This is a genomic window from Rahnella victoriana (genome assembly GCF_021276285.1).
Classification (GTDB): domain Bacteria; phylum Pseudomonadota; class Gammaproteobacteria; order Enterobacterales; family Enterobacteriaceae; genus Rahnella; species Rahnella victoriana.
The window spans coordinates 3030659-3052903 of record NZ_CP089919.1; the positions used below are offsets into that span (position 1 = coordinate 3030659).

At 56.8% G+C, this 22245-nt stretch carries 19 protein-coding genes; 18 read left to right on the forward strand and 1 reads right to left on the reverse strand.

What is annotated here, in order from left to right:
- Nucleotides 1–2: 2 nt before the first annotated feature.
- The 18 genes from nuoE (at nt 3) to menE (ending at nt 20497) form a co-directional block, all read left to right on the forward strand.
- On the forward strand, nt 3–539 hold the full coding sequence (nuoE, locus tag J9880_RS14140; protein ID WP_229921071.1) for an NADH-quinone oxidoreductase subunit NuoE: 537 nt from the start codon (nt 3–5) through the stop codon (nt 537–539).
- On the forward strand, nt 536–1897 hold the full coding sequence (gene nuoF / locus J9880_RS14145) for an NADH-quinone oxidoreductase subunit NuoF (RefSeq protein WP_119822573.1): 1362 nt from the start codon (nt 536–538) through the stop codon (nt 1895–1897). The genes nuoE and nuoF overlap by 4 nt, the downstream gene beginning before the upstream one ends.
- 143 nt (nt 1898–2040) lie before the next feature.
- Nucleotides 2041–4767, forward strand: a complete 2727-nt coding sequence (nuoG, locus tag J9880_RS14150; RefSeq protein WP_232769499.1) for an NADH-quinone oxidoreductase subunit NuoG — start codon at nt 2041–2043, stop codon at nt 4765–4767.
- A complete protein-coding gene (gene nuoH, locus J9880_RS14155; protein ID WP_232769500.1) occupies nt 4764–5741 on the forward strand; it encodes an NADH-quinone oxidoreductase subunit NuoH in 978 nt (325 codons plus the stop codon). The genes nuoG and nuoH overlap by 4 nt, the downstream gene beginning before the upstream one ends.
- Before the next feature lie 14 nt (nt 5742–5755).
- Nucleotides 5756–6298, forward strand: coding sequence for an NADH-quinone oxidoreductase subunit NuoI (gene nuoI, locus J9880_RS14160; RefSeq protein ID WP_013574596.1), 543 nt, complete (start codon nt 5756–5758; stop codon nt 6296–6298).
- A gap of 12 nt (nt 6299–6310) precedes the next feature.
- On the forward strand, nt 6311–6868 hold the full coding sequence (gene nuoJ / locus J9880_RS14165; protein WP_119822572.1) for an NADH-quinone oxidoreductase subunit J: 558 nt from the start codon (nt 6311–6313) through the stop codon (nt 6866–6868).
- A complete protein-coding gene (gene nuoK / locus J9880_RS14170; RefSeq protein WP_004936014.1) occupies nt 6865–7167 on the forward strand; it encodes an NADH-quinone oxidoreductase subunit NuoK in 303 nt (100 codons plus the stop codon). Before nuoJ ends, nuoK begins: the two co-directional genes overlap by 4 nt.
- A complete protein-coding gene (gene nuoL, locus J9880_RS14175; protein ID WP_131692955.1) occupies nt 7164–9011 on the forward strand; it encodes an NADH-quinone oxidoreductase subunit L in 1848 nt (615 codons plus the stop codon). Before nuoK ends, nuoL begins: the two co-directional genes overlap by 4 nt.
- A gap of 97 nt (nt 9012–9108) precedes the next feature.
- On the forward strand, nt 9109–10638 hold the full coding sequence (gene nuoM, locus J9880_RS14180; RefSeq protein ID WP_095922834.1) for an NADH-quinone oxidoreductase subunit M: 1530 nt from the start codon (nt 9109–9111) through the stop codon (nt 10636–10638).
- Nucleotides 10639–10644: 6 nt separating this feature from the next.
- Nucleotides 10645–12105, forward strand: a complete 1461-nt coding sequence (gene nuoN / locus J9880_RS14185; protein ID WP_095922833.1) for an NADH-quinone oxidoreductase subunit NuoN — start codon at nt 10645–10647, stop codon at nt 12103–12105.
- A gap of 193 nt (nt 12106–12298) precedes the next feature.
- Nucleotides 12299–12814, forward strand: a complete 516-nt coding sequence (locus tag J9880_RS14190) for a DUF1097 domain-containing protein (protein WP_095922832.1) — start codon at nt 12299–12301, stop codon at nt 12812–12814.
- 111 nt (nt 12815–12925) lie between these two features.
- Nucleotides 12926–13234, forward strand: a complete 309-nt coding sequence (gene elaB / locus J9880_RS14195) for a stress response protein ElaB (RefSeq protein ID WP_095922831.1) — start codon at nt 12926–12928, stop codon at nt 13232–13234.
- A gap of 231 nt (nt 13235–13465) precedes the next feature.
- Entirely contained in the window at nt 13466–14803 is a 1338-nt protein-coding gene (menF, locus tag J9880_RS14200; RefSeq protein ID WP_232769501.1) for an isochorismate synthase MenF, read from the forward strand.
- A gap of 23 nt (nt 14804–14826) precedes the next feature.
- On the forward strand, nt 14827–16500 hold the full coding sequence (gene menD, locus J9880_RS14205; RefSeq protein WP_232769502.1) for a 2-succinyl-5-enolpyruvyl-6-hydroxy-3-cyclohexene-1-carboxylic-acid synthase: 1674 nt from the start codon (nt 14827–14829) through the stop codon (nt 16498–16500).
- Nucleotides 16494–17294 (forward strand): 2-succinyl-6-hydroxy-2,4-cyclohexadiene-1-carboxylate synthase, encoded by an 801-nt coding sequence (gene menH / locus J9880_RS14210; RefSeq protein ID WP_408637236.1) that lies wholly within the window; start codon nt 16494–16496, stop codon nt 17292–17294. Before menD ends, menH begins: the two co-directional genes overlap by 7 nt.
- Nucleotides 17281–18138 carry a 1,4-dihydroxy-2-naphthoyl-CoA synthase gene (menB, locus tag J9880_RS14215; protein ID WP_095922827.1) on the forward strand — a complete coding sequence of 286 codons (858 nt, stop codon included), beginning with the start codon at nt 17281–17283 and terminating at the stop codon, nt 18136–18138. Before menH ends, menB begins: the two co-directional genes overlap by 14 nt.
- Entirely contained in the window at nt 18138–19139 is a 1002-nt protein-coding gene (gene menC, locus J9880_RS14220; RefSeq protein WP_195817388.1) for an o-succinylbenzoate synthase, read from the forward strand. Before menB ends, menC begins: the two co-directional genes overlap by 1 nt.
- Entirely contained in the window at nt 19124–20497 is a 1374-nt protein-coding gene (gene menE, locus J9880_RS14225; RefSeq protein ID WP_232769503.1) for an o-succinylbenzoate--CoA ligase, read from the forward strand. The genes menC and menE overlap by 16 nt, the downstream gene beginning before the upstream one ends.
- A 64-nt stretch (nt 20498–20561) precedes the next feature.
- On the opposite strand, the gene J9880_RS14230 is transcribed toward menE, so the two are convergent.
- Nucleotides 20562–21995, reverse strand: coding sequence for a catalase (locus J9880_RS14230; protein ID WP_119822567.1), 1434 nt, complete (start codon nt 21993–21995; stop codon nt 20562–20564).
- Nucleotides 21996–22245 lie beyond the last annotated feature (250 nt).

Genomic DNA, 22245 nt, shown 5'->3' on the forward strand with positions numbered 1-22245 from the left:
CGATGACAGATATCAATAAAGACTCAGAAGTTCAGTACATCAACGTCAGCGAGCCTGTTGCGCCGCCGGTGTTCGTGCTGAGCGACGCTGAACGTGAAGCGATTGAGCACGAAAAACATCACTACGAGGATGCCCGTGCGGCCTCTATCGAAGCGTTGAAAATCGTGCAAAAAGCGCGTGGCTGGGTGCCGGACGGCGCTATCTACGCGATCTCCGATGTTCTGGGCATTCCTGCCAGCGACGTTGAAGGTGTGGCGACATTCTACAGCCAGATCTTCCGTCAGCCGGTGGGCCGCCATGTGATCCGTTACTGTGACAGCGTGGTGTGTCACATCACCGGTTATCAGGGGATCCAGGCCGCGCTGGAACAACAGTTGCACATCAAGCCGGGCCAGACGACCGAAGACGGACGTTTTACCCTGCTGCCGACCTGCTGCCTCGGTAACTGTGACAAAGGCCCGTCAATGATGATTGACGAGGACACGCACAGCCACCTGACGCCAGAAGCGATCGGCCAGCTACTGGAGCGCTACGCATGACATACACCCCTCGACACATCGAACGTACACCGGAAATGCATCCGCTGACCTGGCGTATGCGTGACGACAAACAACCTGTCTGGTTCGACGAATACCGCAGCAAAAACGGTTACGTCGGTGCAGAGAAAGCCCTGAAAAGCATGGCTCAGGAAGAAATCGTCAATCTGGTGAAAGACGCGGGCCTGAAAGGGCGCGGCGGCGCAGGTTTCTCCACCGGTCTGAAGTGGAGCCTGATGCCGAAAGACGAAAGCATGAATATCCGCTATCTGCTGTGTAATGCCGATGAGATGGAACCGGGTACCTATAAAGACCGCATGCTGATGGAACAGATGCCGCACCTGCTGGTGGAAGGCATGCTGATCTCCGCGTTTGCGCTGAAATCTTACCGTGGCTACATCTTCCTGCGTGGTGAGTACATCGAAGCTGCGGTGAACCTGCGTCGTGCGATTGCGGAAGCCACGGAAGCGGGTCTGCTGGGTAAAAATATTCTCGGCACCGGGTTTGATTTTGAACTGATTGTTCACACAGGCGCAGGGCGTTACATCTGTGGTGAAGAAACCGCCCTGATCAACTCGCTGGAAGGCCGCCGTGCTAACCCGCGTTCCAAGCCACCGTTCCCGGCCTCCGCCGGTGCCTGGGGTAAACCGACCTGTGTTAACAACGTCGAAACCCTGTGTAACGTGCCCGCAATCCTTGAGCACGGTGTGGACTGGTACAAAGGCATGTCTGCGGGCAAAAGTGAAGATGCCGGCACCAAACTGATGGGCTTCTCCGGTCGGGTAAAAAATCCGGGCGTCTGGGAGCTGCCGTTTGGGACTACCGCACGTGAAATTCTTGAAGACTATGCCGGTGGCATGCGCGATGGCCTGAAATTCAAAGCCTGGCAGCCGGGCGGGGCAGGGACTGACTTCCTGACCGCCGATCATCTGGATCTGCCGATGGACTTTGCCAGCATTGGTAAAGCCGGCAGCCGTCTGGGGACCGCACTGGCGATGGCCGTCGACCATGAAATCGGCATGGTTCCGCTGGTGCGTAACCTGGAAGAGTTCTTCTCCCGCGAATCTTGTGGCTGGTGTACACCGTGCCGCGACGGCCTGCCGTGGAGTGTGAAAATTCTTCGTGCGCTGGAACGTGGTGAAGGCCAGCCGGGTGATATCGAAACGCTCGAACAGCTTTGCCGCCAGCTTGGCCCGGGCAAAACCTTCTGCGCACACGCGCCGGGTGCCGTGGAGCCATTGCAGAGTGCGATTAAATATTTCCGGGAAGAGTTTGAGGCGGGTATCGCCAAGCAGCATTACAACAACGCGCGTGCGATTGCAGGCATTCAGCCAAACAATCTGCTGAAAGAGCGTTGGTAGTGAAGGCAACAGGCAGCGGACGTGAGCCCGCTGTGCGCGAATTCCCGGAACAAGGGACGCGCTGTCGAATGATATACGCCAACCCGGCAAGAATTTTTGATTAACGCCCGCCGTCAGGTGGGCCACGTGGAAGCATGCTGACTATGGCTACGATTCATGTAGACGGCAAAGAATACGACGTAGACGGAGCGGACAACCTGTTACAGGCTTGCCTCTCTCTCGGCCTCGATATTCCTTATTTTTGCTGGCATCCGGCGCTGGGAAGCGTCGGCGCTTGCCGCCAATGTGCGGTTAAGCAATACCAAAACGCGGAAGACACGCGCGGTCGTCTGGTGATGTCTTGTATGACACCTGCGTCTGATGGCACCTTCATTTCCATCGACGACGGCGAAGCGAAAGAATTCCGTGAAAGCGTCGTGGAATGGCTGATGACCAACCATCCGCACGACTGTCCGGTGTGTGAGGAAGGCGGTAACTGTCACCTGCAGGATATGACAGTGATGACCGGCCACAGTATGCGCCGTTACCGCTTCACCAAACGTACCCATAACAACCAGGATCTCGGCCCGTTCATCTCTCATGAAATGAACCGCTGTATCGCCTGTTACCGCTGTGTCCGTTACTACAAGGATTACGCGGACGGCACCGATCTGGGCGTTTATGGCGCACACGACAACGTCTATTTCGGTCGTCCGGAAGATGGTCCGCTGGAAAGCGAGTTCTCCGGCAACCTGGTAGAAGTGTGTCCGACCGGCGTATTCACCGATAAAACGCACTCCGAACGCTACAACCGTAAATGGGACATGCAGTTTGCGCCAAGCATCTGTCAGCAATGTTCTGTGGGCTGTAACACCAGCCCGGGTGAGCGTTACGGCGAACTGCGTCGTATCGAAAACCGTTATAACGGTACCGTAAACCACTACTTCCTGTGCGACCGTGGCCGTTTCGGCTATGGCTACGTGAACCTGAAAGATCGTCCGAAGAAACCCCTGCAATTGCGTGGTAACGACTGGATCGAACTTAACGCTGAACAGGCGATGCAGGGCGCGGCAGACATTATCCGTCAGGCGAAGAAAACCATAGGTATCGGTTCTCCGCGTGCCAGTCTGGAAAGCAACTTTGCCCTGCGCGAACTGGTGGGGGCCGAAAACTTCTACACCGGGATTAACGCGGCAGAGCAGGGACGTCTGCAACTGATGCTGAACATTCTGCGTAACAGCGGTGTACGTACACCGGCGCTGCGCGAAATTGAAGATTACGATGCGGTTCTGGTGCTGGGTGAAGATTTAACCCAGACCGGTGCACGTATCGCGCTGTCTGTGCGTCAGGCCGTAAAAGGCAAAGCGCGCGCGATGGCGGCGGCTCAGCGTGTTGCTGACTGGCAAATCGCCGCTGTACAGAACATCGGCCAGCATGCCAAACATCCGCTGTTTATCACTAACGTGGATAACACCAAACTCGACGATATCGCGGCATACAATTACCGCGCACCGGTCGATGAGCAGGCGCGTTTCGGCTTTGCTATCGCCCATGCGCTGGATAATTCTGCGCCAGCCGTCAGCGATCTGTCTGAGGGTCTGAACAAGAAAATCGACGTGATCGTGCAGGCGCTGACCGGTGCCCGCAAGCCGTTGATCATAACCGGAACCAGTGCCGGTTCTGACGCGATTATCGAAGCAGCCGCGAATATCGCGAAAGCGCTGAAAGTGGCTGGCAGCGATGTCGGCATTACCTTCGTGGCTTCTGCGGCAAACAGCATCGGTCTTTCGATGATTGGTGGCGGCTCGCTGGACGAAGCACTGGAATTGCTGACCCGTGGCGAAGCCGACAGCGCGATCGTGATGGAAAATGACCTTTATCGTCAGGCGCCTGAAGCGAAAGTTGATGCGGCATTAGCGAATGTGCAGAACCTGCTGGTCGTTGACCATCAGCGTACGCGCATTATGGATAAAGCCAGCCTGATCCTGCCTGCGGCAAGTTTCGCAGAAAGCGACGGCACACTGGTGAATCAGGAAGGCCGCGCGCAGCGCTTCTTCCAGGTTTACGATCCGGCTTACTACGACACAACGGTTGCCATGCTGGAAAGCTGGCGCTGGATGCACTCGCTGCATTCCACCATCAACAGCCGCCATGTTGACTGGACGCAGCTGGATCACGTCATTGAAGCCTGCGTTGAAGCACTGCCACAGCTGAAAGGCATGGTAGAAGCTGCGCCAAACGCCAGCTTCCGTATCCGTGGTCAGAAACTGGCGCGTTCTCCGGCACGTTCCAGTGGTCGTACCGCCATGCGCGCGAACATCAGCGTTCATGAACCGCGTCAGCCGCAAGATAAAGACACCATGTTTGCCTTCTCAATGGAAGGGAACAACAGCCCGACAGCCAACCGCAATCAGGTGCCATTCGCCTGGGCGCCGGGCTGGAACTCACCACAAGCCTGGAATAAATTCCAGAGTGAAGTCGGCGGCAGTCTGCGCCATGGTGATCCGGGTGTGCGTTTGATTGAAGCAGGTGAGGGGACACTCGATTACTTCACCACTATTCCGGCTGCCTTTACTGCGCAGAGCGATAACTGGCGTGTTGCGCCTTATTATCACCTGTTCGGCAGCGAAGAAATGACACAGCGCTCTAAGGTGATCCAGCAACGTATGCCACAGGCGTATGTGATGGTTAACCCGGCAGATGCTGCGCAATTAGGGGTGAATGCAGGTTCTCAGGTGGAATTCACCTGTGCCGGTCAGACCCTCAAACTGCCCGTTCGTCTGAGCGAAACATTGAGTCAGGGCCAGGTTGGCCTGCCGCTGGGCTTGCCGGGTATTCCGCCGGTGCTGGTTGGCGCAACGGTTGAAAATCTGCGGGAGGCAGCACAATGAGCTGGTTTACACCTGTCGTGATTGATTCGTTGATCGCCATTCTGAAAGCTGTCGTGATCCTGCTGGTCGTCGTGACCTGCGGGGCCTTCATGAGCTTCGGCGAGCGCCGCTTGCTGGGCCTGTTCCAGAACCGTTACGGACCAAACCGTGTCGGCTGGGGCGGTTCCCTGCAGCTGGTTGCTGACATGATCAAGATGTTCTTCAAGGAAGACTGGGTTCCTAAATTCACTGACAAAGCCATCTTTACGCTGGCGCCGATGATTGCGTTTACGTCCCTGCTGATCTCCTTTGCGATCGTTCCGGTCAGCCCGACCTGGTTCGCCGCAGACCTGAACATCGGTATTTTGTTCTTCCTGATGATGGCCGGTCTGACCGTCTATGCGGTGTTGTTTGCTGGCTGGTCCAGTAACAACAAATACTCGCTGCTGGGGGCGATGCGTGCATCGGCCCAGACGCTGAGCTACGAAGTGTTCCTCGGTTTATCGCTGATGGGCGTGGTGGCGCAGGCGGGTTCTTTCAATCTGCAAGACATCGTCATTTCTCAGTCGCACATGTGGAACATCATCCCGCAGTTCTTTGGCTTCGTGACCTTTGCGATTGCCGGTGTGGCTGTTTGTCACCGTCACCCGTTTGACCAGCCGGAAGCCGAGCAGGAACTGGCCGATGGTTACCACATTGAATATTCCGGTATGAAATTCGGTCTGTTCTTCGTGGGGGAATACATCGGTATCGTGACTGTCTCTGCGCTGATCGTCACCTTGTTCTTCGGTGGCTGGCAGGGTCCGTTCCTGCCGCCGTTTATCTGGTTTGCGCTGAAAACCGCTTTCTTCATGGTGATGTTCATTTTGATCCGTGCTGCTTTGCCGCGTCCTCGCTACGACCAGGTGATGTCATTTGGCTGGAAAGTTTGCCTGCCACTGACCTTGCTTAATCTGCTGGCGACCGCTGCGGTCATCTTGTACAACGCGCAATAAGGGGTGATGAAACCATGACATTGAAAGACATAGTGGTCGGGTTCGGTACCCAGGTTCGCAGCTTGTGGATGATAGGCATGCACGCCTTCGCCAAGCGCGAAACCCAGATGTACCCGGAAGTACCGGTCAATCCACCTCCGCGTTACCGTGGCCGTATCGTGCTGACGCGCGATCCGGACGGTGAAGAGCGCTGCGTTGCCTGTAACCTGTGTGCGGTAGCCTGTCCGGTCGGCTGTATTTCTCTGCAAAAAGCAGAAATGAAAGACGGTCGCTGGTATCCGGAATTCTTCCGTATCAACTTCTCACGCTGCATTTTCTGCGGCCTGTGTGAAGAAGCGTGCCCGACAACAGCCATTCAGCTGACGCCGGACTTCGAACTGGGCGAGTTCAAACGCCAGGATCTGGTGTATGAGAAAGAAGATCTGTTGATTTCTGGGCCGGGTAAATATCCGGAATACAATTTCTACCGGATGGCCGGTATGGCGATTGACGGCAAGTCGAAAGGCGAAGCTGAAAATGAAGCCAAACCGATCAACGTCAAAGGTCTGATGCCTTAAGGAGCCGCAAGCATGGAATTTGCATTTTATATTGCAGCCCTGGTGGCCGTGTTGGCGACATTGCGTGTGATCACGCATACCAACCCGGTGCACGCATTGCTGTACCTGATCGTCTCTTTACTGGCGATTGCTGCGGTCTTCTTCTCGCTCGGTGCCTATTTCGCCGGTGCGCTGGAGATCATCGTCTACGCCGGTGCCATCATGGTGCTGTTCGTCTTCGTGGTGATGATGCTTAACCTCGGCAACGTCGAGGAGCAGGAGCGCGCATGGCTCAAGCCTGCCACCTGGATCGGACCGTCGGTTCTGTCTGTCATCCTGCTGGTGGTGATGATCATGTCAATCCTCGGATTGCACGATCACGGCATCAAAGGCGACATGATTGACGCGAAAGCGGTGGGTATCGCGCTGTTCGGGCCGTATGTTCTGGCGGTTGAACTGGCGTCAATGTTGCTTCTGGCCGGTCTGGTCGTGGCGTTCCATATCGGTCGTGAACACAAACCGGGTGAAGTCTTTGGTGACGCACCGGCCACGACGGAAATGGCAAAAAGAAAAACGGAGGAGAGAGCATGATCCCTCTACAACATGGTCTTATTCTGGCCGCCATTCTCTTTGTGCTGGGGCTGACCGGGCTGCTGGTTCGTCGTAACCTGCTGTTTATGCTGATCAGTCTCGAGGTGATGATCAACGCGGCAGCACTGGCGTTCATCGTGGCGGGAAGCTACTGGGGTCAGGCAGACGGGCAGGTGATGTACATTCTGGCTATCAGCCTGGCTGCGGCGGAGGCCAGTATTGGTCTGGCGTTGCTGCTGCAACTGTATCGCCGTCGCCACACTCTGAATATTGATACTGTCAGTGAGATGCGCGGATGAACCTACTCTATTTAACAATTCTGTTCCCGCTGATCGGCTTTGTATTACTGGCCTTTTCACGCGGTCGCTGGTCTGAAAATACGTCCGCAACTATTGGTGTGGGTTCGATTGGTCTGGCAGCACTGACCACGATTTACGTCGGTATCAACTTCCTCAGCCAGAAAGCGGCGGGCGTTGAAATCTTTAATCAGACATTATGGAACTGGATGCAGGTCGGCGATTTCAATATCTCCGCGACGCTGACCCTCGACGGTTTGTCGATGACCATGCTGTCTGTGGTGACCGGCGTCGGTTTCTTTATCCACATGTTTGCTTCCTGGTACATGCGCGGTGAAGAAGGCTACTCACGCTTCTTTGCTTACACCAACCTGTTTATCGCCAGCATGGTGATTCTGGTACTGGCAGACAACCTGTTGCTGATGTACCTCGGTTGGGAAGGCGTGGGCCTGTGCAGCTATCTGCTGATCGGTTTCTATTACACCAATCCGGCGAACGGCGCGGCAGCGATGAAAGCCTTCATCGTGACCCGTGTCGGTGACGTGTTCCTGGCTTTCGCGCTGTTCATCCTGTACCGCGAACTGGGTACGCTGAACTTCCGCGAACTGATGGTGCTGGCACCGCAGAAACTGGCTGTGGGCGACACGGCGATCACCTGGGCGACGCTGATGTTACTCGGTGGGGCAGTGGGTAAATCGGCCCAGCTTCCGTTGCAGACCTGGCTGGCAGACGCCATGGCCGGTCCGACACCGGTTTCTGCGCTGATCCACGCCGCGACCATGGTGACCGCCGGTGTTTACCTGATTGCACGTACGCACGGCCTGTTCCTGATGGCGCCGGAAATTCTGCATCTGGTAGGCATTATCGGTGCGGTGACGCTGGTGCTGGCGGGCTTTGCTGCGCTGGTGCAAACCGACATCAAACGTGTTCTTGCGTACTCGACCATGAGCCAGATTGGTTACATGTTCCTGGCGCTGGGCGTTCAGGCGTGGGATGCCGCTATCTTCCACCTGATGACGCACGCGTTCTTCAAAGCACTGTTGTTCCTTTCTTCCGGTTCGGTCATTTTGGCCTGCCACCACGAGCAGAACATCTTCAAAATGGGTGGGTTACGTAAATCCATTCCGCTGGTGTACATCTGCTTCCTGGTCGGTGGCGCGGCGCTGTCTGCCTTGCCAATCATCACTGCGGGCTTCTTCAGTAAAGATGAAATCCTCGCGGGTGCGCTGGCGAACGGCCACCTGAATCTGATGGTTGCCGGTCTGGTCGGTGCGTTTATGACCTCGCTGTACACCTTCCGCATGATCTTCATCGTCTTCCACGGCGAAGAGAAAATCAAAGCGCATGCGGGTAAAGGCATCACTCACCACCTGCCGCTGCTGGTGTTACTGGTTCTGTCCACCTTCATTGGCGCAATGATTGTTCCGCCACTGAAAGGCGTTCTGCCGGAAACCACTGAGCTGGCGCACGGCAGCGTGCTGACGCTGGAAATCACATCAGGCGTGATTGCAATTGCCGGCATTCTGCTAGCGGCGGCCCTGTATCTGGGCAAACGCTCGCTGGTTAACAGCATTGCGAAAAGCGCACCGGGCCGTTTCTTCACGACCTGGTGGTTCCACGCCTGGGGCTTCGACTGGCTGTACGACATGATTTTCGTGAAACCGTATCTGCTGGTCGCGAAACTCCTGCAACGTGACCCGCTGAACGCAATGATGAATCTGCCTGCGCTGTTCGCCCGTCTGGGTAACCGCGGTCTGACCGTCAGCGAAAACGGGCAAGTACGTTGGTACGTCGCGTCAATGGGGCTGGGTGCAGTGGTGGTTCTGGCGCTGCTGCTGGTGATTTAAGCCTGCATTACGGGTGTAATTATCAATGCCGGTCTGTTCCCGTGACAGACCGGCAAGTGAAATAGCCTTCGGGCATAAAAGAAGGGAACGACACGCCATGCTATTACCTTGGCTAATATTTATCCCCTTTATCGGCGGGCTGCTGTGCTGGCAGACTGAACGCTTTGGGAGCAAAGTACCGCGCTGGATCGCGTTAATTGCGATGGGGCTGACGCTGGCTCTTTCCGTGCAATTGTGGTTGCAGGGAGGATATTCATTAACGACGCCTGCGGGTATTCCACAGTGGCAATCCGAGTTTTCGGTACCGTGGATCCCTCGTTTTGGCATCAGCTTCCATCTGGCGCTGGACGGTTTGTCCCTGCTGATGGTGGTGCTGACCGGTCTGCTGGGTGTTCTGGCGATCCTCTGTTCGTGGCGTGAAATCCAGAAGTATCAGGGTTTCTTCCACCTGAACTTACTGTGGATCCTCGGCGGCGTTATCGGCGTGTTCCTCGCCATCGACATGTTCCTGTTCTTCTTCTTCTGGGAAATGATGCTGGTGCCGATGTACTTCCTGATTGCCTTGTGGGGTCACAAAGCGTCAGACGGTAAAACGCGTATCAGCGCAGCGACCAAATTCTTCATCTATACGCAGTCCAGTGGCCTGGTGATGTTGATTGCCATCCTCGGTCTGGTGTTCGTGCATTACAACGCGACCGGCGTGTGGACATTCAACTATGCCGACCTGCTGAAAACGCCAATGTCGCACGGTGTTGAATATCTGCTGATGCTGGGCTTCTTCATTGCCTTCGCGGTGAAAATGCCGGTGGTGCCGTTGCACGGCTGGTTGCCGGATGCGCACAGTCAGGCACCGACCGCAGGTTCCGTCGACTTAGCCGGTATCTTGCTGAAAACCGCAGCCTACGGGATGTTGCGCTTCTGTCTGCCGCTGTTCCCGGAAGCGTCACACCAGTTCGCCCCGATTGCGATGTGGCTGGGGGTGATTGGTATCTTCTACGGCGCGTGGATGGCCTTCTGCCAGACCGACATCAAACGACTGATTGCTTACACCTCGGTGTCGCACATGGGCTTCGTCCTGATTGCCATCTACACCGGCAGCCAGCTGGCGTACCAGGGTGCGGTGATCCAGATGATTGCGCACGGTCTGTCTGCGGCCGGTATGTTCATCATTTGTGGTCAGTTGTACGAACGTCTGCATACCCGCGATATGCGCCAGATGGGCGGATTGTGGGGACGGATTAAATACCTGCCAGCGTTGTCCCTGTTCTTTGCGGTGGCGACCTTAGGGATGCCAGGTACCGGTAACTTCGTGGGTGAATTCATGATCTTGTTTGGCAGCTTCCCGGTTGTGCCGGTGATCACTGTCATCTCGACCTTCGGCCTGGTGTTCGCTTCGGTGTACTCCCTGGTGATGATGCAGCGCGCGTATTACGGCAAAGCAAAATCAGACCAGCCGCTGCAAGGCATGACCTCACGTGAACTGTCGATCATCCTGTTGCTGGTGGTATTACTGGTGGCGCTGGGCGTGTTCCCGCAGCCAATTCTGGATACTTCGGGTGCAGCGATGAGCAACATTCAGCACTGGTTCGGGTCTTCAGTTTCCACTATTTCAACGACAAGGCCGTAACTCGCCATGACATTTACACTTCAAAATCTGATCGCACTATTACCGCTGATGATCGTCGGATTGACGGTGGTGGTGGTGATGCTGTCCATTGCGTGGCGACGCGACCATTTTCTCAATGCCACACTGACAGTCATCGGGCTGAACGTTGCCTTACTTTCCCTTTACTACGTCGGGCAGGTCGGCCCGCAGGATGTCACGCCGCTGCTGCGTGTTGACGGCTACTCGATGTTCTACATCGGGCTGGTGTTGCTGGCGAGTCTGGCTACCAGCACCTTTGCCTATCCGTGGCTGGCCGGTTATCCGGACAACCGCGAAGAGTTCTACCTGTTGGTACTCATCGCGGCCATGGGCGGCATTCTGCTGGCATGCTCTAACCATCTGGCTTCCATGTTCCTGGGGATCGAACTGATTTCGCTGCCTTTGTTCGGCCTGATTGGTTACGCCTACCGTCAGAAACGCTCGCTGGAAGCCAGTATCAAATACATGCTGCTGTCTGCCGCTGCTTCCTCCTTCCTGCTGTTCGGTATGGCGTTGCTGTACGCACAGTCTGGTGATCTGTCCTTCGCGTCACTGGGCAAAAATCTGGGCGATGGCGTGATCCTGCACCAGCCGCTGCTGATGGCCGGTCTGGGCATGATGATTGTCGGTCTGGGCTTTAAACTGTCACTGGTTCCGTTCCATCTGTGGACGCCAGATGTGTATCAGGGCGCGCCGGCACCGGTATCGACTTTCCTGGCAACCGCCAGCAAAATCGCTATCTTTGCTGTGGTCATGCGTTTGTTCCTGTATGCGCCGGTGGCTGACAGCGAATCGATCCGCATCGTACTGGGCATCATTGCCTTCTGTTCGATTCTGGTCGGTAACCTGATGGCGATCAGCCAGAGCAACATCAAACGTCTGCTTGGTTATTCGTCTATCGCCCACCTCGGTTATCTGCTGGTGGCACTGATTGCGGTGCAAACCCATCAGCTGTCGATGGAAACCGTGGGTGTGTATCTGGCGGGTTATCTGTTCAGCAGCCTCGGCGCGTTCGGTGTGGTCAGTCTGATGTCCAGCCCGTACAAAGGCCCGGACGCAGAATCACTGTTCTCCTACCGTGGTCTGTTCTGGCATAAGCCAATCCTGTCTGCGGTAATGACCGTGATGATGCTGTCACTGGCCGGTATCCCGATGACGCTTGGCTTTATCGGTAAGTTCTACGTGATTGCTACCGGTGTGACTGCGCATCTGTGGTGGCTGACCGGTGCTGTGGTTGTCGGTTCTGCGATTGGTCTCTACTACTATCTGCGTGTCACCGTGAGCCTGTATCTGAGCGCACCGGAAACGCTGGTTCGTGATACGCCAAACAACTGGGCACTCACGGCGGGTGGTGTGGTGGTACTGATTTCCGCGATTCTGGTGCTGCTGCTGGGTATCTTCCCGCAACCGCTGATTTCGCTGGTGCAGATGGCACAACCCCTGCTCTGATAAAGACAGTCAGATCTGACGAAGCCGCTCGTATGAGCGGCTTTTTTCATCATATTGCTTAATAAATGTGATTCACATCACGTTTATATGTACGTTCAGCAAAATATTACATTGGTTTTGTGATCTCTCCCATTCCATTATTCCTGCCAATGCGTACACTGCGCGCTTGTTCCGATTCGTACAGGTTTACACCATGAATGTTTTAGTGATGATCGCCATCACCACCGGCATCCTCTCCGGTATCTGGGGCTGGGTGGCTATCAGCTTTGGCCTGATTAGCTGGGCCGGTTTCCTCGGATGCACGGCCTATTTCGCCTGTCCGCAGGGCGGATTACGCGGATTGCTGATCAGCACGCTGACCTGCCTCAGCGGCGTATTCTGGGCGGTTGTGATCATCGCGGGCAGTGCCATGCGCCCCGAGTGGAGCATTCTGGGCTATCTGCTGACGGGTGTGGTGGCCTTCCTGATGTGTATTCAGGCGCGCCAGCAATGGCTGGCTTTTGTACCGGGCACCTTTATCGGCGCGTGTGCCACCTTTGCCGCGCAGGGCGACTGGCGTCAGGTAGTGGTGTCCTTGCTGGTCGGACTGGTCTTCGGTTACGCGATGAAAAACAGCGGATTATGGCTGGCGAAACAGCGTGAAAAGCAGCAACGCGACGCTAAAAAAGCCGCCGTGTTTAGCGACATCAAAGGGTCAGAAGGTTCTTAAAACCCCGAGTTTTCGGCAGTTTAGCGAGATCAGTCAGGCAATTGATCCCGATATGCGCTAGGGTTAAAGGCAGTCTTAGCTTTTCCCAGAACACATCATAAGGAGATAACCATGGCTGACCAATTTGAGACACAGCAGAATTCGTTGGATGACGATTTACGCATGTTGACTGAAACGCTGGAAGAAGTGCTGAAATCCTCCGGCGATAAAGCGGATGAGAAATACATCCAGATTAAAGCGCGTGCTGAAAATGCACTGAAAGACATCAAATCACGTATTGATCCGGCCGCGCGTTCTTACTGCAAAAAAGCCCGTCAGGTAGCGGAAAGAACGGACGACTATGTGCATGAAAACCCATGGCATGGCGTCGGTGTCGGTGCTGCCGTCGGTCTGGTTGTCGGTCTGCTTCTGCGCCGCTAACCTGCCTGAACAGGGGCGGCACCTGCTGCTCCTGTTATTCCTGAGTTTGCTTACTCCTTTCTCCCCTCCTATACTCCTTCTTAGCTAACGGCACTCACTTCAGCTTGATCTGTCGCATATTTTCATTTTTCGTATCGCCGCATAATTCATCCGTAATTGATCCAACCCGTTTTTTGATCCAGAAGGGTATTTCTACCCGTCACTAAACATCCGGTATGGCCCGAGGTAGCGGTGAAACAAATATCAGCAATCATTGAGCAGCTTGATACCACGCTGGCAGGCGAATGGCCTGATACTGCGGGGATCCGGCAGTTCAGTTATTCCCTGCAAAAACAGCCTGACACCGGCCTGCTGGAATGGCTGGCTGCGCAACCCTGCTACCCGAAATTCTACTGGCAACAACGTGACGGAAAAGAAGAGGCGGCTGTCTGCGGTGATGCCTACGCCTTTGGTGATACCGCTCAGGCACAGGCGTTTATCCGTCAGTATCCTGAGGTTCCCGATTTACATATCTGGGGGCTGAATGCCTTTAATGGCGCGGAAGTTTCCAATTTCGCCGCTAACGCACTTTTCCTTCCCCGTATCGAACTTTGCCGCCAGGCCAATACTTACTGGCTGCGCTGTACGCTTTTCAGTCCGCATTCTTTACGTGATGAAGCCCGCCGCACGCGCTTATTCCTGCGTTCTCTGGTCGCCAGTCGCGCGTTGCCGCCGATCGCCTCCCGCGTATTGCAGCATCAGCATTTACCGGCGGAGCCGCAGTGGAATCAGCTGATTGACCGGGCGCTCACCGGCATCGAACAGCATCAGTTCGACAAAGTGGTGCTGGCGCGGAAAACCACCTTAACGCTCAGCCAGCCGCTGAATGCCTGCGCCTTTCTCGCCGCCAGCCGCGATGTCAATCATCACTGTTATCACTTCATGCTGGCGTTTACGCCACAACGCGCTTTTCTGGGTTCCAGCCCGGAGCGTCTGTTCCTGCGCGATCACGGTGAACTCTATACCGAAGCGCTGGCGGGCACCGTCGCCAATCATCCCGATGATCACGAAGCGCAGAAACTGGGGGCGTGGCTGCTCGGCGACGGTAAAAACCAGCGCGAAAATCTACTGGTGGTCGACGATATCTGTCAGCGTTTGCAGGGCGGGGCGCACTCGCTGGATGTGACGCCTGCCGAGATTTTACGTCTGCGCAAGGTGCAGCATTTACGCCGCAATATTCACGGCGAACTGGCTGAACCTGATGACGCCGGTTGCCTGCAACGTCTGCAACCGACGGCGGCGGTTGCCGGATTGCCGCGACAGGCGGCGCGTGAATTTATCGCCGAATTCGAACCTTTTGATCGCGAATGGTATGCCGGTTCCGCCGGGTATCTCAGTGCCGAACAAAGTGAATTCACCGTTGCGCTGCGTTCTGCGGCGGTGAAAGGACATCATCTTGAACTCTACGCTGGCGCGGGGATTGTCGCCGGTTCTGACGCTGCACAGGAATGGCAGGAAATCGAAAACAAAGCCGCCGGTTTGCGCACTTTGTTGGAAGAGCACTACACGCCTGCCGTTCAGGCCGGATAACCCTTTGCCGGAGTGAGTTGAACATGTCTGTTGCCGTCTTTAACCGCCGCTGGGCGACGCTTATCCTCGAAGCGTTAACCCGCCATCAGGTGCAGCACGTCTGCATCGCGCCCGGTTCCCGCTCCACGCCGCTGACTCTCGCCGCTGCCGCGCATCCGCACCTTATTTGTCACACCCATTTTGATGAACGTGGTCTTGGCCATCTGGCGCTCGGGCTGGCAAAAGCCAGCGGACAGCGCGTGGCGATCATCGTTACGTCCGGCACGGCAGTGGCAAATCTGTATCCGGCGCTGATCGAAGCCGGGCTGACCGGCGAAAAGCTGGTGTTGCTGACGGCTGACCGCCCGCCGGAACTGATCGACTGCGGCGCCAATCAGGCGATCCGCCAGACGGGTATGTTTGCCAGCCACCCGGTTCAGTCGCTGGATTTACCCCGTCCGACGCCGGAAATCAGCGCGCGCTGGCTGGTCTCGGCGCTGGATAACACGCTGGCGCACCAGACGCACGGGGCGGTGCATATCAACTGTCCGTTCGCCGAACCGCTTTATGGCGAAGATAACGGCGAGCATCAGGACTGGCTGCAGGCGCTGGGCGACTGGTGGCAGGGGCATCAGCCGTGGCTGAATTACTCTCAGATTCTGCCTGCGACCGCGCAGCCGGACTGGTTTTCATGGCGTCAAAAGCGCGGCGTGATCATCGCGGGGCGGATTTCAGCACAGGAGAGTGAATTCGTCGCACATTGGGCAGAACAACTGGGCTGGCCGCTGATCAGCGATGTTCAGGCGTCCACCGGCAATCCGCTGCCTTGTGCCGATTTATGGCTGGCGTCGCCGCAGGCGCAGACAGTGCTGGCGCGCACGCAGCTGGTGATCCAGTTCGGCGGAGGGCTGACCGGTAAGCGTCTGCTGCAATGGCAGGCGGCGTGTGAACCCGAAGAGTACTGGCTGATTGATCCGCTGCCAGGCCGTCAGGATCCGGCGCAGCATCGCGGTCGCCGTATCCAGGTGGACGTTGCCGGCTGGTTGCAGTCGCATCCGGCACAACCGCAGCCTGACTGGGCGGAAGCCCTTGACCATTGCGCACAGCGCGCGCTGTATGCGGTGGAAACCCGTCTCGAAGGCGTATTTGGTGAAGCCACCGCCGCGTGGCAGCTTCCGGCGTTATTACCCGAGCACGGTCAGTTATTCCTCGGCAACAGCCTGATTGTTCGTCTGGTGGATGCCTTTGCCCGGCTGCCCGCCGGTTACCCGGTGTTCGCCAATCGTGGCGCGAGCGGTATCGATGGTCTGCTGTCGACCGCCGCCGGTGTGCAGCGCGCAACCTGCAAGCCGACGCTGGTGCTGCTGGGCGATATCTCCGCGCTCTATGATCTCAATGCGCTGGCGCTGATGCGTCAGTGCTCAGCGCCAACTGTCATTATTATCGTCAACAATAACGGCGGGCAGATTTTCTCCCTGCTGCCGACGCCGGAAGCGGAACGCCAGCGGTTTTACTGCATGCCGCAGAACGTCAGTTTCAGTCATGCGGCGGCGATGTTTGGCCTCGACTATGCCTGCCCGACCTCCATGCCCGCGCTGCATCAGGCGGTCAGTCAGTGCTGGCAGCATGGCGGCGTGAAACTGATTGAGCTGAAAGTCAGCGAGACGGAAGGGGCGGAATGCCTGCGCGCGCTGGTGCAGGAGATGAACGCATCATGACGCTGGCCTGCCAGACACTCAACGCCGGGGTGAAACACCGCCCGTGGCTGGTGTTTCTGCACGGTCTGCTGGGCAGCGCGGAAGACTGGCAACCGCTGCTTTCCGCCCTGACAGACTGGCCCTGTTTGTTTGTGGATTTGCCGGGGCATGGCCGCTCAGCGTCGTTAACCGCTGCCGGATTTGCGGATGTCAGCCAGCTGTTAACCGACACCTTGCGCGAAAAAAACATTACCACCTACTGGCTGATCGGCTATTCGCTGGGCGGGCGCATCAGTCTGTATCACGCCTGTCAGGGCGACCGCAGCGGTTTGCAGGGCGTACTGGTCGAAGGCGCGCATCCGGGGCTGACCTGTCAGGCGGAACGCGCGCAGCGCCGCCATCATGATCAGCAATGGGCGACCCGTTTTTTGCAATTGCCGTGGCAACAGGCGCTGGATAACTGGTATCGCCAGCCGGTGTTTTCCAGCCTGACCGACAGCCAGCGTCAGCAACTGATCGCCCTGCGTGCGGACAATAATCCCCGCACCGTGGCGGCGATGCTGGCGGCCACGTCGCTGGCGGTACAACCGGATTTGCGCGGGGATTTGCAGCAGTTGTCCCTGCCGGTGGTCTGGTTGTGCGGCAGTCAGGATGCCAAATTTATTCATCTCGCGCAGCAGTCAGGTTTTGCGCTGCGCACTATCGCCAATGCCGGGCATAACGCCCACCGCGACAATCCGGCGGAATTTACCCGTCAGGCGCTGGCATGTATTTCTTCACCTGTCTTAAAGGACGTTGCACATGATTTATCCTGATGAAAAACAACTGTATGCGCCTGTCGAATGGCGTGATTGCACGGGTGAGTTTGAAGATATCCGTTACCACAAATCCACGGACGGTATCGCGAAAATCACCATCAACCGCCCGCAGGTTCGCAATGCGTTTCGTCCGCTGACGGTTAAGGAAATGATCCGCGCGCTTGACGACGCCCGTAACGACGAAGGGATTGGTGTGATCGTGCTGACCGGTGAAGGCGAAAAAGCCTTCTGTGCCGGTGGCGACCAGAAAGTGCGTGGCGATTACGGCGGCTATCAGGATGCCAGCGGCGTACATCATCTGAATGTGCTGGATTTCCAGCGCCAGATCCGCACCTGCCCGAAACCGGTGGTGGCGATGGTGGCCGGTTATTCCATCGGCGGCGGCCACGTTCTGCACATGATGTGCGATCTGACCATTGCGGCGGATAACGCCATCTTTGGCCAGACCGGCCCGAAAGTCGGCTCCTTCGACGGCGGCTGGGGCGCATCCTATATGGCGCGCATCGTCGGTCAGAAAAAAGCGCGCGAAATCTGGTTCCTCTGCCGTCAGTACGATGCCAAAGCCGCACTCGACATGGGGCTGGTCAACACCGTGGTGCCGCTGGCGGATCTGGAAAAAGAAACCGTGCGCTGGTGCCGTGAAATGCTGGAAAACAGCCCGATGGCGCTGCGTTGCCTGAAAGCCGCACTGAACGCCGACTGCGACGGTCAGGCCGGGCTGCAGGAGCTGGCGGGGAACGCCACCATGTTGTTCTACATGACCGATGAAGGTCAGGAAGGCCGCAACGCGTTTAATGAAAAACGCCAGCCGGACTTCAGCAAATTTAAGCGTAATCCCTGATGCGCCGCGCCACGGTGTACCGGTACAGCGTGCCGATGGAGGCTGGCGTGGTGCTGCGCAATCAGCGCCTGAAAACCCGCGACGGTTTTTTAGTGTCACTGTGGCAGGACGAAAAAACCGGCTGGGGCGAAGTGGCGCCGCTGCCGGGGTTTAGTCAGGAAGATGTGCCTCAGGCGCAGGACGCGGTGCAGCACGGTTTGAGCCAGTGGGTGCAGGGCGCCTCGCTGGCTGCCGTGGCCTCGGCCTTCAGCGCGTTGCCCTCCGTGGCGTTCGGGCTGAGTTGTGCGGATGCCGAACTGCGCGGTGAACTGCCCGACGTGCTGAGTACGCGCTGTGCGCCGTTGTGTCATGGCGATCCGAATGAGCTTTATGCCCGCCTCGGCGCGCTGCCGGGCGATTTTCGCGGGCGAAAAGTGGCGAAGGTGAAAGTGGGGTTGTACGAATCCGTCGGCGACGGGCTGAATGTCAGCATGTTGCTGGAAGCCTTGCCGGAACTGCATTTACGTCTCGACGCCAACCGCAGCTGGACGCCGGTCAAAGCCGAAGGTTTCGCCCGCCACGTCGCCCCTGAGCTGCGTTCGCGCATCAGCTTTATCGAAGAACCCTGTCTGACCCGCGAACAGTCGCGCGATTTTGCCCGTCAGACCGGCATCGCGATTGCCTGGGATGAAAGTGTGCGCGAAGCCGGTTTTACCGTACAGGCTGAGCCGGGACTGGCGGCGATCATCATCAAACCGACGCTGACCGGCAGCCTGATGCGTTGTCGTCAGCTGATCGCGCAGGCGCATGCCGCCGGGCTGGAAGCGGTGATCAGCTCCTCCATTGAATCAAGCCTCGGGCTGACGCAACTGGCGCGTATCGCGCAGTGGCTGACGCCGGATGCCATTCCTGGGCTGGATACGCTGGATCTTATGCAGGCGCAGCTTATCCGCCGCTGGCCGGGGTCGGAATTACCGCTGACTGACGTGTCTGAACTGGAGGTTGTGTGGCAGAGCAAATGATCAGCGACTGGCCGTGGCGTGAACGGGCACATTTGTCGCCTTTTGCCGTGGCGCTGAAAGCCGGAGATATCACCTGGTGCTGGCGTGATTTACAGCATCGCGTGGATTCGCTGGCGGCCGGATTTATTTCGCAGGGCGTGGGCGAAGGCACCGGCGTGGTGTTGCGCAGCAAAAACACACTGGATGCATTACTCAGTTATCTGGCGTTGCTGCAAACCGGCGCACGCCTGTTGCCGCTCAATCCGCAACTGCCACAGGCATTGTGCGCAGAACTGCTTTCACAGCTTGATATCGCTTTTGTGCTGGATCTGACGGAACCGGCTCTGCCGCTGAATATTCCCGCGTTAACGATGCAAAATGCCTGCTGGCTCAGTTGTGCCGGATGGCAGCCACAGCGTATCGCCACGCTGACCCTGACGTCCGGCTCCAGCGGTCTGCCGAAAGCCGCCGCGCATACCCTGGCCGCGCACCTTGCCAGCGCCGCAGGTGTGCTGGATCTGATCCCGTTCACACGTCGCGACAGCTGGCTGCTCTCGCTGCCGCTGTTCCATGTGTCCGGGCAGGGCATCCTCTGGCGCTGGCTGACGGCAGGAGCCACGCTGGTGCTGGCGGAAGGGCAACCGCTGGAGGCGGCGCTGGCAGAATGCAGCCATGCGTCGCTGGTGCCGACGCAGCTCTGGCGTTTGCTGCAAAGCGGCGCCGTGCCTGAAAAGTTGCAGGACGTGTTACTTGGCGGGGCGCAAATCCCGCCGGAGCTGACAGAGCAGGCTGAGCGGGCAGGGATCCGTTGCTGGTGCGGATACGGGCTGACGGAAACCGCCTCGACCGTAACAGCAAAACGGGCTGATGGCAGTGCCGGTGTCGGAAAGGCGCTGACCGGCAAAGAAGTCAGGATTGTCGATCAGGAGATCCAGATCCGCGCTGACAGTCTGGCGAGCGGTTACTGGAAAAACGGTCAGCTGTCGCCGGTCGCTGATGCTGATGGCTGGTTACATACCCGTGACCGTGGTTTGTGGGCGGACGATGAGTTGCTGGTTTCCGGACGTCTGGATAATCTGTTTTTCAGCGGCGGGGAAGGGATCCAGCCGGAAGATATCGAGAAAGTGCTGGTCCGCCATCCGCTGATTTCACAGGCATTTGTCGTGCCTGTGAATGATCCGCAATTTGGTCAGCGTCCGGTCGCGGTGCTCGAGGCACAGGCCGGATTGTTGTACGAGGAACTCAATCTCTGGCTGAGTGATAAGATCCCGCGCTTTCAGTTGCCGGTAGCCTATCATCCGCTGCCGGGAAAACTGGCGCAGGGAGGGATTAAAATCTCGCGTGTCAGCGTCCGGAAATGGATAGAGAGGCTTTCGTAAAACAAGCCGTTGAAACAAACAAAAAGGGCCGCACATCGCGGCCCTGATCATTTCTGAAAAAAAATCAGTCTTTCAGTGCTTTCTCGACACCGGCACCGTAGGCCGGATCCACTTTATAAAACAGCGCCAGCTGGCGTGTCTGTGTTTCCTGCGAGGCATGTTTCAGTTCGCCGGCGATACGGGCAAACATACGCTGATGTTCTTCTGCCGACAGCAAATTGAACAGCAATCCCGGCTGAGTGAAGTAATCCTCATCCTCGCGATGATTCCAGTGATCGGCGGCACCTTCAATGCTCAGTGGCGGTTCGCTGAAATCCGGTTGCTCCTGGAACAGACCGGCGCTGTTTGGCTCGTAGGTCACGCCGTTGCCGCTGTTACCGTCCACCCGCATTGCGCCGTCACGGTGATAGTTATGGAACGGGCATTTCGGCGCGTTCACCGGGATCTGATGATGGTTCACACCCAGACGGTAGCGGTGCGCATCGCCGTAGGAGAACAGACGCCCCTGTAGCATGCGGTCCGGAGAGAAGCCGATGCCCGGCACCACGTTGGCCGGGCTCATGGCGACCTGTTCCACTTCGGCAAAGTAGTTTTCCGGATTGCGGTTCAGTTCGAATTCACCCACTTCAATCAGCGGGTAATCCGCATGCAGCCAGACTTTGGTCAGGTCAAACGGGTTGTACGGCAGTTTTGAGGCGTCGGCTTCCGGCATGATCTGCACGAAAAGTTTCCAGCGCGGGAAATCGCCGCGTTCAATGGCATCGTACAAATCACGCTGCGAACTTTCGCGGTCGGTGCCGATCAGTTTTTCTGCTTCGTCATCCATCAGGTTTTCAATACCCTGCTGGCAGCGGAAGTGGAATTTCACCCAGAAACGTTCGTTTTCTGCATTGATAAAGCTGAAGGTATGGCTGCCGAAACCGTGGATATGACGGTAAGACGTTGGCAGACCGCGGTCACTGACGTCGATGGTCAGCTGATGCAGGGCTTCCGGCAGGTGGGAGAAGAAATCCCATTTGTAGGCCGGATTACGCAAGTTAGTGCGCGGGTCGCGTTTTACCACATGGTTCAGGTCCGGGAATTTCAGCGGATCACGCAGATAAAACACCGGCGTATTATTCCCGACTAAATCCCAGTTACCTTCTTCGGTATAAAACTTCATTGAGAAGCCGCGAATATCACGTTCCGCATCCGCCGCGCCGCGCTCGCCCGCGACGGTAGAGAAACGAACAAACATGTCAGTTTGCTTGCCGATTTCGGCGAAAATCTTCGCGCGGGTGTAGGCGGTAATATCATGGGTGACGGTGAAAGTACCGTGAGCGCCGGAACCTTTGGCGTGCATACGGCGTTCAGGGATCACTTCCCGGTCAAAATGCGCTAATTTTTCAAGAAACCAGACATCCTGCAAAAGCAGCGGTCCACGGCGTCCCGCAGTTATCACATTATTATTATCGACAACCGGTGCGCCGGCTGCGGTGGTTAAACCTTTCTTGGTCATAACAAATTCCTTCCAGTGAAAACGGGTGTAGGTATAAAGAGAGACTCTGAGGGGTTTTTTAGCCTTCCCTGTTTGCGGGGTGTGTCCCTAAGCCAAATTAACTCTACCCATTAGAAATAAACCATATGTTGATCAGGGGCAAATAGGTGGGAGTTATCATTTCGATGGGAATACTTCATTTCATCAATGAAATCGATGTTTCTTACAATTTTCACTGCTCAGATGAATGCTTAAAGTTCCAAAAAGTTGT

What these genes read in the sequence shown, in the direction of transcription:
- nuoE (WP_229921071.1), top strand. Translation starts at nt 3, where the DNA reads ATGACAGATATCAATAAAGACTCAGAAGTTCAGTACATCAACGTCAGC.
- nuoF (WP_119822573.1), top strand. Translation starts at nt 536, where the DNA reads ATGACATACACCCCTCGACACATCGAACGTACACCGGAAATGCATCCG.
- nuoG (WP_232769499.1), top strand. Translation starts at nt 2,041, where the DNA reads ATGGCTACGATTCATGTAGACGGCAAAGAATACGACGTAGACGGAGCG.
- nuoH (WP_232769500.1), top strand. Translation starts at nt 4,764, where the DNA reads ATGAGCTGGTTTACACCTGTCGTGATTGATTCGTTGATCGCCATTCTG.
- nuoI (WP_013574596.1), top strand. Translation starts at nt 5,756, where the DNA reads ATGACATTGAAAGACATAGTGGTCGGGTTCGGTACCCAGGTTCGCAGC.
- nuoJ (WP_119822572.1), top strand. Translation starts at nt 6,311, where the DNA reads ATGGAATTTGCATTTTATATTGCAGCCCTGGTGGCCGTGTTGGCGACA.
- nuoK (WP_004936014.1), top strand. Translation starts at nt 6,865, where the DNA reads ATGATCCCTCTACAACATGGTCTTATTCTGGCCGCCATTCTCTTTGTG.
- nuoL (WP_131692955.1), top strand. Translation starts at nt 7,164, where the DNA reads ATGAACCTACTCTATTTAACAATTCTGTTCCCGCTGATCGGCTTTGTA.
- nuoM (WP_095922834.1), top strand. Translation starts at nt 9,109, where the DNA reads ATGCTATTACCTTGGCTAATATTTATCCCCTTTATCGGCGGGCTGCTG.
- nuoN (WP_095922833.1), top strand. Translation starts at nt 10,645, where the DNA reads ATGACATTTACACTTCAAAATCTGATCGCACTATTACCGCTGATGATC.
- J9880_RS14190 (WP_095922832.1), top strand. Translation starts at nt 12,299, where the DNA reads ATGAATGTTTTAGTGATGATCGCCATCACCACCGGCATCCTCTCCGGT.
- elaB (WP_095922831.1), top strand. Translation starts at nt 12,926, where the DNA reads ATGGCTGACCAATTTGAGACACAGCAGAATTCGTTGGATGACGATTTA.
- menD (WP_232769502.1), top strand. Translation starts at nt 14,827, where the DNA reads ATGTCTGTTGCCGTCTTTAACCGCCGCTGGGCGACGCTTATCCTCGAA.
- menB (WP_095922827.1), top strand. Translation starts at nt 17,281, where the DNA reads ATGATTTATCCTGATGAAAAACAACTGTATGCGCCTGTCGAATGGCGT.
- menC (WP_195817388.1), top strand. Translation starts at nt 18,138, where the DNA reads ATGCGCCGCGCCACGGTGTACCGGTACAGCGTGCCGATGGAGGCTGGC.
- J9880_RS14230 (WP_119822567.1), bottom strand. Translation starts at nt 21,995, where the DNA reads ATGACCAAGAAAGGTTTAACCACCGCAGCCGGCGCACCGGTTGTCGAT.